Genomic DNA, 13,841 nt, shown 5'->3' with positions numbered 1-13,841 from the left:
TTGGCTGCGTTAAACCTATGATCGTGGAAATCGATCAGGGGACTTTATGAGCCAGATTGCCAAATTCGATCGGCAAGCCATGAACCAGCAGCTGAAACGCTGCGGTCAGCTGCTGAAAGAACTGCAGTTCATCGACATGTATATCCGCCTCGACCAAAAGGATGAGGCACGGGTAAACATGACCAATCCGGCTAATGGACGCCTGGAAAACTTGGCTGTGCCAGAGTGTTTTGGCGAGGAGGTTGAGATCCTCCGCGAAATGCTGCGGGAAACGACCAAGGATGATTACAGCCTAACCTTTGAAGAAATGCGCCTAAGGGTCGCCCGTCGGCGTATGGCGAATGGTGAACAATGGGCCGCCATGCGCCGGGTCGCGGATTCCGACCTCAGCATGGAATCGCTGAAGTTTGATCCTAATCTGATCCCCTACTTCTCGAAGATGGGCGCGAGAGATGGGCTGATCCTTATCGCTGGTGCAACCGGCCACGGTAAGACAACAACCGCAAACTGCCTGTTGAGCCACTACCTCAAGCAATACGGCAAGGTCGCCTACACGGTTGAAGACCCGGCTGAATACAACCTCCACGGTAAGCATGGCGATAATGGCTACTGCTTCCAGACTGAGGTTGATGACGAGCATGGCTGGGCCGACGCCCTGAAAAGCGCACTGCGCTGGCACCCCAAATACATTCTGGTGGGTGAGATCCGGTCACCAGATGCCGCCGCACAGGTTTTGCGGGCAGCCACGTCTGGCCACTTGGTCATTACGACCGTCCATGCCGGCTCTGTTGAGAAGACACTGCACGGCATGATCCAGATCTCCTCACAAGCGCTTGGTGATCGGGCTGCCCAACTGCTGGGCGATGGCCTGTCCTGCGTCATTCACCAGACCCTTGGCGCAACCGGCCCCCAGATGAAGACGCTGTTCACCAACCCACGGCGAAGTGGCGATGGCATCCGCTCCCATATCCGGGAGCAGAAGATCCACATGCTGTCGACGGAGATGGACCAGCAGGCCGCTCGATTGGCCCAAGGCGTGCCACTGTTCAGCGCGCCACCGCGCCGCGTCAGCTAACAAAAGCCCAACCCGCCACAACTTATAACAAGTGCGACACGAACCGGGCTTGTGTTGCGACGCGTCACCGCTTAATTTCCCGCGCAAATGAACGGCCTAGCAATGGCTAGAGCCGCCCTCGCCGCCCCATCGGCCATCGCATAGAAGGACCGCACCTTATGCAATCCGCCATCGTGGTATTCCCCGGCTCCAACCGGGAGCGAGATGTGGCTCTCGCGCTCGAGCGCGCCAACGGTAAAAAACCAATCATGCTTTGGCACCGGGACACCGAATTGCCAGCTTGCGACCTGGTGGTTCTGCCAGGTGGCTTCTCCTACGGCGACTATCTCCGCTGCGGCTCCATGGCCTCGCAATCACCGATCATGCAGGCGGTTAAGGCCTTCGCCGCAAAGGGCGGTGCCGTTCTGGGCATTTGTAACGGCTTCCAAATCCTAACCGAAAGCGGCCTGCTACCTGGTGTCATGCTCCAGAATGGCAGCCTGAAATTTATCGCGAAGAAGGTGCGGCTGCGGATCGATCAACCAGACAGCCCCTTCACCAATCACTTCCAGGGCCATCAAGTCATTCAGGTCCCGGTTGCCCATAATGAGGGCGCCTATTTCGCGGATGATAAAACCCTTGATGAGCTTGAGGGCGAAGGGCGCGTTGCCTTCCGCTATGTGGATGCCGATGGCGCCGCGACCGCTGCTGGCAACCCAAATGGTGCGGCCCGGAATATCGCTGGCATCTTGAGCCCCAATCGCCGGGTTCTGGGCATGATGCCCCACCCTGAGAATGCAACCGACCTCCTCCATGGCGGCATTGATGGCCTGCCGATGTTCACCTCAATCGCAGAAAGCCTGGCCGCATGAGTACCGAGATTGTTGGCAACCTTGCTGAAGCAAAAGACGGCGCCCCGGCCCAAGCGAAACCGCGACCCGGCGAACCAGAAATCACGCTGGAGCTGGCCAAGGAACACGGCCTGACCCAGATGGAGTACACCATGATGCTCTCCATCATGGGTCGTCAGCCAACCCTGACCGAGCTGGGCATCTTCTCAGCCATGTGGTCTGAGCACTGCTCTTACAAATCATCCCGCGCGTTCCTCGCCCGCCTCCCAACCGAGGCGCCTTGGGTTATTCAGGGACCAGGTGAGAATGCCGGCGTTATCGATGTGGGTGATAACCAGGCCATCGTCTTCAAGATGGAGAGCCACAACCACCCCTCTTTCATCGAGCCCTATCAGGGTGCGGCAACCGGCGTTGGTGGCATCATGCGTGATGTCTTCACCATGGGCGCCCGGCCAATTGCTAATCTGAACGCACTGCGCTTCGGTGATCCGGACCACCCCAAGACCCGCCACCTTGTTAGTGGTGTCGTTGCGGGCATTGGTGGCTATGGCAACTGTGTGGGCATTCCCACGGTGGCTGGTGAGACCAATTTCCACAGCGCCTATAACGGCAACATCCTGGTCAACGCCATGACCGTTGGCTTGGCGCCTGCTGATCGGATCTTCTATTCCAAGGCTTCAGGCGTCGGTAACCCGGTCGTCTATGTTGGCTCCAAAACCGGGCGCGACGGCATCCACGGTGCCACCATGTCATCGGCAGAGTTCGATGATGAGAGTGAAGCCAAGCGCCCAACCGTTCAGGTCGGCGACCCCTTCACCGAGAAGCTGGTGATGGAAGCCTGCCTCGAGCTGATGGCCACCGACACGATTATCGCGATCCAAGATATGGGCGCGGCCGGTCTTACCTCCTCCTCCGTTGAGATGGCGGATAAGGGCGATCTCGGCATGTTGCTGCACCTGGATAAGGTGCCGCTGCGCGAAGAGGCGATGGTCCCTTATGAGATCATGCTCTCAGAGAGCCAGGAACGGATGCTGATCGTCCTGAAACCCGGCGCTGAGGAGCAAGCCAAGGCTATCTTCGACAAGTGGGAGCTGGACTTCGCTGTTGTCGGTGAGCTTACCGACACCGGACGGCTTGAGTTGTTCATGCATGGCGATTGCTATGCCGACATCCCGGTTAAGCCATTGGTTGAAAAGTCGCCAAAGTATGAGCGGCCACACACACCGACCCCGCCACAACCAGCCCTCGCTGCTGACCTGACCAAGGATGCACCCTCGGTTCCCGATTCCATCCAGCAACTGGTTGCGTCGCCCGATCTCGCCTCACGGCGTTGGATCTGGGAGCAATATGACAGCTTCATCGGTGGTGACACGCTACAGGGCCCCGGCGGTGATGCCGCTGTTGTCCGCCTCCCTGATACGGAAAAGGCCATTGCCGTCACCACGGATTGTACGCCGCGTTACTGCCTTGCCGACCCGGTCGAGGGTGGCAAGCAAGCGGTCGCCGAGGCATACCGGAACCTGTCCGCGGTTGGCGCCAAGCCGCTGGCCATCACCGACAACATGAATTTCGGCAACCCCGAAAAGCCAGAGATCATGGGCCAGTTTGTTGGCTGTGTTGATGGCATGGCTGAGGCCTGTAAGATCCTCGAGTTCCCGGTCGTGTCCGGTAATGTCAGCCTTTATAACGAGACCAATGGCATCGGCATCATGCCGACCCCCGCCATTGGCGGCGTCGGCGTTCTGCCATCGGTTAAGAAGACCGTGGGCCTCGCCCCAATCGCTGGCGACGAACTTTACCTTCTGGGCGATACCCAAGGGCATCTGGGCCAATCCGTGTATCTGCGCGAGATTGCAGGCCATGAGGCAGGACCACCACCACCAGTTGATCTAGCCACCGAGCGCAAGCATGGCGAGATTGTTCGCAAGCTTATCGCCGATAGCGTGGTTGATGCCGCTCACGACCTGTCCGATGGCGGTCTGGGCATTGCTTTGATTGAGATGCTGATGGCCGGTGAGATCGGCTGCCAGGTCGATACCGCGCTTACTGGCAAGGATGTCGGCTTCTGGTTTGGTGAAGATCAGGGGCGCTACCTGCTGGCCACCCGCGATCCAGCAGCCCTCCGAAAGATCGTTGGCGATGCGCCACTGACCCCGGTTGGTAAGATCGGTGGGGATAGCTTTGTCTTTGGTGAGACGGAAATCGCGATTTCTAGTCTGGTAGAGCGCCATCAGGGCTGGATGCCCAACTGGATGTCGCATAAATAAGTCAAAGACGCGCGCTTAGCGCACAACCTAGAAGCGAGACGCCTGCCATGCCAATGGACGCCGCCACCATCGAAGCCATGATCAAAGAGGCTTTCCCAGACGCGACGATCAAGATTGATGATCTGCGTGGTGATGGGGACCACTATGCCGCCCATGTGACGAGCGCGGCCTTTGAGGGTAAGTCCCGGGTTCAGCAGCATCAGATGGTCTACAAGGCCCTTAAAGGCCGTATGGGCAACGAACTACACGCCCTGGCACTGCAGACCAGCGTGCCGGAATAGACCAGCCCGATCAGAATAAAGCCGGTGCTAACCGCTTTATTTTCAAGGCAAAGCTTGATTGCGGACCTAACCGGTCCCAATTCTTCACTAACCCGTTCAACGAGCAATTGGTGAGACCAGATGGAAAACCCTGTCCAAGAGCAGATTAAGCGCGAAGTGACCGACAATGATGTGGTGCTGTTTATGAAGGGCACCCCAACCTTCCCACAATGCGGTTTCTCCGCGACCGTGGTGCAGGTGATGAACCATCTCGGCCTCGATTATCACGCTATCAATGTGTTGGAAGACCCTGGCGTCCGCGAGGGCATTAAAGAGTTCAGCGACTGGCCAACCATCCCACAGCTTTATGTGAAGGGTGAGTTCGTCGGCGGCTGCGATATCGTCCGCGAGATGTTTGAGACCGGCGAGCTGATGGAGATGTTCAACACCCACGGCATCAACGTTCAGGTACCGAGCGCGTAACCAAGCGCCACCTAGCGAAGCCTTTTCAAGGCCGGTGCCATTCGCACCGGCCTTTGTTTTCTGCCCCTACTACACCCAAAGCACACCCCCATGACGACCGGAACCGAAGACCGCAGCCTGCGTGGCTTGATGAATGCCCTGGGTGCGTTCTTGATCTGGGGGCTATCGCCAATCTTCTTCAAACTGCTGACAGCCGTCGACCCGATTGAGGTTGTCGCCTACCGGATTGTTTGGACGGTTGTTCTGCTGGGCATGCTGTTCCACCTATGGCGCCTGTGGCCCAAGGTGCGGGCCGAAATTAGGGGCATCCGTAAGATCATCGCCTACAGCGTCACAACGGTCCTAATCGCCACCAATTGGGGCGTGTTCATCTGGGCTATCAATGCAGAGAGGATCGTTGAGGTCAGCTTAGGCTACTACATCAACCCGCTGGTGGTTGTGGCCCTCGCCATGATTGTCCTCGGCGAACGACTAAGGCGCCTACAAGCGATAGCCGTCGGCTTGGCGGTTATCGGGGTTGGGTACAGCGTTTGGCAGGCTGGCAGCGTGCCAATGGTTACGATTGCCCTGGCCCTAAGCTTCTCAACCTATGCGGTGATCCGGAAGAAGGAGGGCATGGACCCATTCATCGGCCTGTTCGTTGAGACGCTGATGATCCTGCCGGTAGCCCTTATCTATATCGGGTTTATGGAAGCCACCACCGGGGGTGCCCTAACCCAACAGGATTGGACCATCCACTTATTGCTGGCCGCCGCCGGTGTGGTCACGGCCGTCCCCCTCATCTGTTACATGGAGGGGGCCAAGTACCTGCCGCTTAAGACCACGGGGCTGCTGTCCTACCTGGCGCCTAGCCTTCAGCTGGTAATCGGTGTGATGCTTTATGGCGAGCCATTCAGCACCGACACCCAGATCACCTTTGCCCTGATCTGGATGGCGCTTGGCCTTTATAGCTTTGACGCCTTCAGAGCCCGGAAGCAGGCACCAGCGCAAAGTTAACAAGACAACGACAAAGCAAAGAAAAAGGCCGGGGCATTTGCCACCGGCCTTCTTGCGTATCTCAATGAAGAGCCTGGATTAACGTGAGTAGTACTCAATGACCAGGTTTGGTTCCATTTGAACTGGGTATGGAACGTCAGCCATTTGTGGGCCGCGAACGAAGGTGCCTTTGACACCCTTGCTGTCCATTTCCAGATACTCAGGAACGTCACGCTCTTGCAGGGCCTGGGCATCGAGCACCAGCGGCAGCTCACGTGACTTTTCTTTGATCTCAATCACATCGCCGTCTTTAACCATGTAGGACGGGATGTTGACCTTTTGACCGTTCACACGGATGTGGCCGTGGTTCACGAACTGGCGTGCAGCGAAGATGGTCGGCACGAATTTCATGCGATAAACGACCATGTCGAGGCGACGCTCTAGGATCTCAATCAGGTTCTCAGCGGTATCACCGCGGCGGCGGGTCGCGTCCTGATAGTATTTGCGGAATTGCTTCTCACCAACATTGCCGTAGTAGCCCTTCAGCTTCTGCTTGGCCATCAGCTGAATGCCGAAGTCCGAAGGCTTCTTACGACGTTGGCCGTGTTGGCCAGGACCGTATTCGCGGCGGTTTACTGGGCTCTTCGGGCGACCCCAGAGGTTCACGCCAAGGCGGCGGTCAATCTTATGCTTAGGTGTCTGACGACGGTTCATTTCATGTACTCTCGATAACAGGCTAGAGTTTCAAACTATCCAGCCTTTGGTGGTCCCGATTAGTCCGACCCGCTCCGAAACAACTCGGCCCGGCGGCGTGACATGGCGAGCCGGACCGTCAAGCACCGGTGATAACCACATCCACATTCTCAGGAATGCCGCGGAATATAGCCATTGCGGCCATAAAGTCAATTATCAGACGCGCTGGTTTCTTCTGCCGAAATCGGCGGGCGTGACAGCCCGACGATGAAACCGTGCAAACTACTGATATCCTGCTCGGTTGGCTCCATCCGCTGGATCATGTTTCGGATGCTGATAACCAGGGTTTCCCGCATGTCTGGGCTCCGGAAATAGCCACGATCATCGAGCAAGGCGATAAGCTTATCGAACAGCATATCCAGGCTTTCGCGACGCGGCGGATTATCTTGCTCGTCCCGCTTGCGCTGAATGTAACGGGATGGGGTTTCCGCCGTGGCCTGGAACCATTCATAGCACATGATTAAGACGGCCTGAGCCAGGTTCAGTGAGCTAAAATCCGGGTTTAACGGCACATTCACCAGCGCATCTGCCAGTGCCACATCCTCATTATCGAGGCCTGAGTTCTCTGGTCCGAACAGAATGCCCACCAACTCCCCCCGACCGGAGGACGCTGCACTCTCTAGAGCGGCGCGGCGTGGCGTCACCACTGGCTTCGTCATGTGCCGAATACGGGCCGTGGTGGCGTAGACCCGCTGCAAATCAGCAAGCGCCTCTCTCGTCGAGCTGAACACCTTTGCCTTCTTGAGAATATCGTCGGCACCAGCCGAGATGGCATCCGCCGCGGGGTTGGGCCAGCCATCGCGTGGGTTCACCAGCCGAAGCTCACGCACGGCGCAGTTCTTCATCGCGCGGGCGCAGGCGCCGATATTCTCGCCCATCTGTGGGCCAACCAGAATGATAACAGGGGCAATTAGTGGCGGTTGGGAGGGGCCCGCCTGTTCGTCGGTCATATAGCCTCGGTCTTCGCCGGGTTTTGTTGGTTCTTGGATTGTTGGTCCCGGCGGAACATATAGTAGCAGAGGCCATCGTAAAGGGCATTGTAGGAGGCATCGATGATATTGCCTGACACCCCAACGGTCCGCCATTTGTGGCCGTGATTATCCGCACTCTCAATCAACACGCGGGTGACCGCATCGGTACCGCTTTTGGCGCCATGATCGGTTGGGTCGATGATCCGCACGCGGTAATCAATCAGCTCAACACCCTCAAGCACAGGATAATCATGGATCAGCGCCTTGCGCAGTGCCTGATCCAACGCGTTTACCGGACCATTACCCTCGGCCACCACGGCATGGTCTTCATCATTGACCACAACCTTAATGGTCGCCTCTGACATGGTGACCAGCTCACCCTTCGCGTTATAGCGCCGCTCATCAATCACCCGGAAAGAGCTGAGGGCGAAATACTCTGGCACCTCACCCAAGGCACGGCGGGCGAGCAATTCAAAGCTCGCCTCAGCGGTGTCATAAGCGTAGCCGCTGAACTCATTTTCCTTAACTTGATCCACCAGCTTGGCAATGGCGGGGTCTTTGCGATCAACCTCAATGCCTAAACGCGCGAGGCGTTCCAGCACATTGGCGCGGCCAGCCTGGTCGGACATGACCACGGTGCGCGCGTTACCGACCAACGCTGGGTCAATGTGCTCGTAAGATGATGGGTCCTTCGCAATGGCGGAGACGTGCAAGCCACCCTTATGGGCAAAGGCGCTCTCCCCGACATAGGCAGCGTTGCGTTGGGATGCGCGGTTGAGCCGTTCATCCAGCATGCGGCTGACCTTAACCAGTTCGCCCATCTGCTCAGCCTCAACCCCGCAGCGATAGCCCATCTTCATCGTCAGGGTTGGTATCAATGAGATCAGATTGGCATTACCGCAGCGCTCACCCAGGCCATTCAGGGTTCCCTGGATCATCCGGGCGCCGGCACGCACCGCAGCTAGCGAGTTGGCAACTGCATTGTCAGTATCATCATGGGCATGAATCCCGAGCTTGGCATCCGGCAGCGCCTCGCGCACCTCACCAACGATCCGCTCAACCTCATCCGGCAATGTGCCGCCATTGGTGTCACAGAGGACAAGCCATTCGGCCCCGCCATCAGCGGCCGCCTGCAAACACGCCAAGGCATAATCCCGATTGGCCTTATAGCCATCGAAGAAATGCTCGGCGTCGAAGATACCTGCAAGCCCCCTGCCCTTGATCTCTTCAAAGCTCTCACGGATCAGGCGGAGGTTGTCATCCCGTTCAATCCCCAGCGCCACATCGACGTGGAAATCCCAGGTCTTGCCGACCAGACACGCCGCCTTACCCGCCGCATCCAGCACGGCGTTCAGGCCAGGGTCGTTGGAAGCGGAGCGACCATCCCGCCGGGTCATCCCAAACGGTAGGAAGGTTGCGTGCTTTAACGCTGGCGGGTTAGCGAAGAAGGCATCGTCAGTGGGGTTGGCGCCGGGCCAACCGCCTTCAACGTAATCGATGCGCAAGCTGTCCAACGCCTCCGCGATGGCCTGCTTATCGGCCACGCTGAAATCAACGCCCTGCGTCTGCGCACCATCGCGCAGCGTGGTGTCATACAGCGTGATGTAATCGCCGGTACTCATCAAAACCGCTTACCTTTAGCCGGCACGCTTCCAGCGGGTACCTTCAGGGCCATCCTCCAGAACGATGCCTTGATTGGTTAGGCTGTCGCGAATTTCATCAGCCTTGGCAAAATCACGGGCATCGCGTGCCGCCAGACGGTCCGCAATCATCTGCTCAATCGCCTGATCGTCCAGACCACCAGTCCGAGTTCTTGGCTGCCATTTCGCCCAGGCTTCTGCATCGCTCTGCAGGAGGCCCATGACATCCGCTGCTGCCAACAACTCGCCCTTCGCCTTCAGCTTAGCCGCATCATCTTCCGCCTTGTTCAAGGTCGCAGCCAATGCGTGCAAACGACTTATTGCCAAGGGCGTGTTCAGATCATCGGCTAGTGCTTCCATCACATCCGATGGCGGTGCTGGCAGCTCGTCAACGGCCACATCGCTAGCATCGCGCAGAGCGCTGTACAGGCGATCAAGCGCGGCACGAGACTGACGCAAACCATCCTTGGTGAAGTCGAGCGGTGAGCGATAATGGGTTGAGAGCAGCGTGAAGCGGATCTCCTCACCCCGGAAATCATCCAGCAGCTCACGAACGGTGTAGAAGTTGCCAAGCGACTTGGACATCTTCTCGCCATTCACCTGCAGATAGCCATTGTGCATCCAGTAGCGCGCCATAGTGTCGATCTTTGCCGAGCAGGTGGTCTGCGCAATCTCGTTCTCATGGTGCGGGAAGATCAGGTCCTGCCCGCCGGCATGGATATCAAATGGCAGGCCGAGCAAGGCCTCCGACATGGCAGAGCACTCAATATGCCAACCGGGGCGACCACGGCCATAGGGGCTATCCCAGCCGGGCTGCTCGTCGGTTGATGGCTTCCACATCACGAAGTCAGCCGGGTCGCGCTTGTAAGGGGCGACCTCAACCCGTGCACCAGCAATCTGGCCATCGCGATCCAGCTTCGATAGGCGGCCATAATTCGGCATGGACGGCACGTGGAACAGCACGTGACCCTCTGCTTCATAGGCATGCCCATCCTTCATCAGCTGATCGATGATGGTGAGCATCTTATCAACATACTCGGTCGCCCGCGGTTCATGGGATGGCAGTAAGGTGCCGAGTGCCGCCATATCTTCATGGAACTGGTCAGCCGTCCGGGTGGTCAGCTCATCAATGCTCTCACCCGTGGTTTTGGCCGCATCCATGATTTTGTCATCGATGTCGGTAATGTTCCGAACATAGGTAACGCCGGAGAACACCTGCTGAAGCAGGCGGAACACCACGTCAAACACGACCACCGGCCGCGCATTGCCAATATGAGCGAAGTCATAGACCGTCGGCCCACACACATACATCCGCACATTCTTAGGGTCGAACGGCTCAAACCGTTCTTTCTGGCGGGTCATTGTGTTGTGGAACTGAATATCCATCATCTTCACTCGTTTTAGCTCGCTTCACCTTTCAATCGGGCCAACGCACGGTCGCGTCCGATCAAGGGTAACAAGACTTGCAGTTCTGGGCCATGTTCCATGCCCGTCAATGCCTTACGCAGCGGCATAAAGAGCGCCTTGCCCTTTCGGCCGCTTGCCTCTTTGACCTTGCCGATCCATTCCGGCCAGGTTGCCTCAGACCATGGGCCATCGGGTGCTAAATCTGCCGCTTGCTTGGCAAACTCGGCATCTTCAATCACCGGCTCAACCGGGCCATTAGCAACCCGGTGCCATTCGGTGATGTCGTCCAAGCTTTCCAAGTTCGGGCGCACAGCCTCCCAGAACCCTTGGTCAAACTCAGGGAACCCATCACGACCGGCCAACTTCTCCTTCACCGCCTCAAACGGCATATCCTGGATCAGCTTAATGGTTAGCCGTTTGACTTCCTCTGGATCAAAACGTGGGGTCGCTTTTGAGAATTTCGAGATGTCGAACTCCTCAATTAGCTGGTCCATGGTCGCCCGCGCCTCAATTGGGTCAGAGGTGCCAAGCTTGGCCAGCAGGCTTAGGACCGCCATCGGCTCAATACCAGCATCGGCACGCATATCGGCGACACTGAGGGCACCGGTACGTTTCGATAGCTTCTCACCATTGGCTGCAACCAAGAGCGGCAGATGCGCAAACTCCGGCACCGCCCCACCACAATGGGGGATCAGCGCTTCCATCAGTTGCTTCTGCACAGCCGTGTTAGCGATGTGGTCATCGCCACGGATCACATGGGTGACCTCTAGCTCCAGATCATCAACGACCGAGCTGATGGTATAGATTGGGCGGCCATCCTCACGGAAAAGCACGGGATCGGTCAGATCCTCGCCTTTAAAGCGCAGATCGCCATGACCGAGGTCATGCCACTCAATCGGCGCATGCTCTAGCTTGAAGCGCCAATGCGGCTTACGGCCCTCAGCTTCATACGCTGCCTTATCCTCATCGGTTAGGCGTAGCGCAGCACGGTCGTAGATTGGCGGCTTGCCACGGGACAGCAAGCTCTTCCGCTTAAGCGAGAGCTCATCCGGTGTTTCGTAACAGGGATATAGGCGTCCAGCTTCGATCAGATACTGCTTTGCCAGCTCGTACCGATCCATGCGGTCGCTTTGTTTGGCAAAGCTGTCCCAGGTCAGGCCCAGCCATTCCAGGTCGCGGGCGATGTTGTCGGCATATTCCTGCTTGGACCGCTCGTCATCGGTGTCGTCCAAACGGAATAGGAATTCGCCACCGGCTTTCCGGGCGAAGAGCCAATTGATTAGGGCTGGCCGCACATTCCCCACATGGATGTTACCCGTGGGGCTGGGGGCGAAGCGCACACGCACATTGCTGGACATGAACCGCGTCCTTCAAAACAGCAGAAAACTTGAATTATGGATAGGCCGCGCAGACTACGCCGATAGCCAAATTTCGCAAGGGAAAGATGGGGTAAAGGTAGGCATTGCTGCCCCTACTCCGCTGCAGTCTCCTGCCCACGCTTGGCGAGCATGTCGGCACGGTAGCCATTGGTGATCGGATACCGCCGCTCACGACCAAAGGCACGGGGCGATACCTTCACCCCAGGTGCAGATTGTCGGCGCTTGTATTCTGAGCGTTCAAGCAGCTGCCAAACCCGGATAACCGTCTCCCGGTCATGACCGGCGGCAGTGAGTTCCTCGATGGTCTGCTGCCCCTCAATGATGCCCATCAGGATGGCATCCAGGACGTCGTAATCCGGGAGGCTGTCCTGATCAGTTTGATCCGGGCGCAGCTCTGCACTCGGAGGCTTTTCAATGGTGGCGACCGGTATAACGATCCCTTCAGGCCCCATGGCATCGGCGGGTTTAGCCGCATTACGCCAACGCGCCATTTCGTAAACTCGGGTCTTATAGACATCCTTTAAGGCATTGAAACCACCGGACATATCACCGTAGAGCGTGGCATACCCTACCGCCATTTCTGACTTATTCCCGGTGGTCAGCACCATGGCGCCGAACTTGTTTGATATGGCCATCAGGGTCAGGCCACGCAGGCGGGATTGGATGTTCTCTTCCGTTACCCCGGCCTCGGTCCCGGCAAATAACTCACCCAGCATGGTATCAACCGCATCCATGCCTGGGCCGATGGCGACCATGTCATGGCGAATGCCCAGGGCCTCAGCCAATGATTTGGAATCATCGATGCTACCATCGGAGGAATATGGCGATGGCATGAGGATACCGTGCACCCGCTCCGCGCCCAGCGCGTCGACTGCGATGGCCGCACTTAACGCACTGTCGATCCCGCCGGACAGGCCAAGCACCACACCGGGGAAGCCATTTTTAGTGATGTAATCACGTAAGCCTAAGGTCACGGCCTGATAGGTCGCTGCCACCCCTTCTGGCGGTTTCACAATCTCGCCAGGGCTGCATTGCCATTTGCCCGCATCATCGCGACGCCACTCGGTTACCCGGAAGCTCGTCTCAAACGATGGTAATTGGTGAACCGGGCGACAATCAGCGTTCAGGACGAATGAAGCTCCGTCATAGACAACCTCATCCTGACCACCCACTTGGTTCACATAAACCAGTGGCAAGCCGCTTTCGGACACCCGTGGCACGGCAACCCGCTCAATCCGGTGGCCGGTTCGGCCATCCTCATAGGGGCTGCCATTGGTGGCGATTATGATCTCGGCGCCGCTCTCTTCCAGCGTCTCGACGAGATCTTCAAACCAGATATCCTCACAGACGGTGAGACCCAGCGGCACGCCGCGGAAGTTAACTGGTCCCTGCATGTCGCCGGGCACGAAGTTCCGCTGATCATCAAAGACGCCATAATTTGGCAGGTGGTGCTTAAACCGCTTCCCGGCAATTCGTCCCGCATCCAATAGCAGCACGGCATTATAGGTCTGATCCCCCTCATGCCAGGGGCTGCCAACGACAATCGCCGGGCCACCATCGGCGGTTTCACCCGCTAATTCTTCAACCGCGGCCATACAGTCAGCGGTAAAGCCGGGGCGATCGATAAGGTCTTCTGGGAAATAGCCCGCGACGGAGAGCTCAGGCGTGATCACCAGATCAGCATCACGCAGGGCGGATCGAGCCTCCCGCAACAGGGTCAGGTTACCCGGCAGATCCCCAACGGTGGGGTTTATCTGGGCCAAGCCAATGCGAAGCTGATCAACCGCCGCCATTATCCCTC

12 protein-coding genes are annotated in these 13,841 nt (G+C 57.7%); 6 read left to right on the top strand and 6 right to left on the bottom strand.

The window, feature by feature from the left end; all coding sequences use genetic code 11:
* Positions 1 to 46 precede the first annotated feature (46 nt).
* The 6 genes from tadA (at position 47) to rarD (ending at position 5,911) form a co-directional block, all read left to right on the top strand.
* Positions 47 to 1,075, top strand: coding sequence for a Flp pilus assembly complex ATPase component TadA (gene tadA / locus KI792_05225; protein ID MBV6632422.1), 1,029 nt, complete (start codon positions 47 to 49; stop codon positions 1,073 to 1,075).
* A gap of 158 nt (positions 1,076 to 1,233) precedes the next feature.
* On the top strand, positions 1,234 to 1,926 hold the full coding sequence (gene purQ / locus KI792_05220; protein ID MBV6632421.1) for a phosphoribosylformylglycinamidine synthase subunit PurQ: 693 nt from the start codon (positions 1,234 to 1,236) through the stop codon (positions 1,924 to 1,926).
* Positions 1,923 to 4,172 (top strand): phosphoribosylformylglycinamidine synthase subunit PurL, encoded by a 2,250-nt coding sequence (gene purL / locus KI792_05215; GenBank protein ID MBV6632420.1) that lies wholly within the window; start codon positions 1,923 to 1,925, stop codon positions 4,170 to 4,172. Before purQ ends, purL begins: the two co-directional genes overlap by 4 nt.
* A gap of 47 nt (positions 4,173 to 4,219) precedes the next feature.
* Positions 4,220 to 4,453, top strand: a complete 234-nt coding sequence (locus KI792_05210; GenBank protein ID MBV6632419.1) for a BolA family transcriptional regulator — start codon at positions 4,220 to 4,222, stop codon at positions 4,451 to 4,453.
* Positions 4,454 to 4,573: 120 nt separating this feature from the next.
* Positions 4,574 to 4,915 (top strand): Grx4 family monothiol glutaredoxin, encoded by a 342-nt coding sequence (grxD, locus tag KI792_05205; GenBank protein MBV6632418.1) that lies wholly within the window; start codon positions 4,574 to 4,576, stop codon positions 4,913 to 4,915.
* Between the two features lie 90 nt (positions 4,916 to 5,005).
* On the top strand, positions 5,006 to 5,911 hold the full coding sequence (gene rarD / locus KI792_05200) for an EamA family transporter RarD (GenBank protein ID MBV6632417.1): 906 nt from the start codon (positions 5,006 to 5,008) through the stop codon (positions 5,909 to 5,911).
* A 78-nt stretch (positions 5,912 to 5,989) separates the two neighbouring features.
* On the opposite strand, the gene rpsD is transcribed toward rarD, so the two are convergent.
* The 6 genes from rpsD to KI792_05170 all read right to left on the bottom strand — a co-directional run bounded on the left by rpsD (position 5,990) and on the right by KI792_05170 (position 13,833).
* Positions 5,990 to 6,604, bottom strand: coding sequence for a 30S ribosomal protein S4 (gene rpsD, locus KI792_05195; GenBank protein ID MBV6632416.1), 615 nt, complete (start codon positions 6,602 to 6,604; stop codon positions 5,990 to 5,992).
* Between the two features lie 188 nt (positions 6,605 to 6,792).
* Positions 6,793 to 7,593, bottom strand: a complete 801-nt coding sequence (locus KI792_05190; GenBank protein ID MBV6632415.1) for an RNA methyltransferase — start codon at positions 7,591 to 7,593, stop codon at positions 6,793 to 6,795.
* Positions 7,590 to 9,236, bottom strand: coding sequence for a citramalate synthase (gene cimA / locus KI792_05185; protein ID MBV6632414.1), 1,647 nt, complete (start codon positions 9,234 to 9,236; stop codon positions 7,590 to 7,592). The genes KI792_05190 and cimA overlap by 4 nt, the downstream gene beginning before the upstream one ends.
* 15 nt (positions 9,237 to 9,251) lie before the next feature.
* Entirely contained in the window at positions 9,252 to 10,640 is a 1,389-nt protein-coding gene (cysS, locus tag KI792_05180; protein ID MBV6632413.1) for a cysteine--tRNA ligase, read from the bottom strand.
* A 14-nt stretch (positions 10,641 to 10,654) separates the two neighbouring features.
* Positions 10,655 to 12,019 carry a glutamate--tRNA ligase gene (locus KI792_05175; protein MBV6632412.1) on the bottom strand — a complete coding sequence of 455 codons (1,365 nt, stop codon included), beginning with the start codon at positions 12,017 to 12,019 and terminating at the stop codon, positions 10,655 to 10,657.
* Between the two features lie 113 nt (positions 12,020 to 12,132).
* Positions 12,133 to 13,833 (bottom strand): NAD+ synthase, encoded by a 1,701-nt coding sequence (locus KI792_05170; GenBank protein MBV6632411.1) that lies wholly within the window; start codon positions 13,831 to 13,833, stop codon positions 12,133 to 12,135.
* Positions 13,834 to 13,841: the final 8 nt, after the last annotated feature.

This window comes from Alphaproteobacteria bacterium SS10, assembly GCA_019192455.1.
Taxonomy (GTDB): Bacteria; Pseudomonadota; Alphaproteobacteria; order TMED2; family TMED2; genus TMED2.
This window is presented reverse-complemented; position numbering and strand designations above follow the sequence as displayed.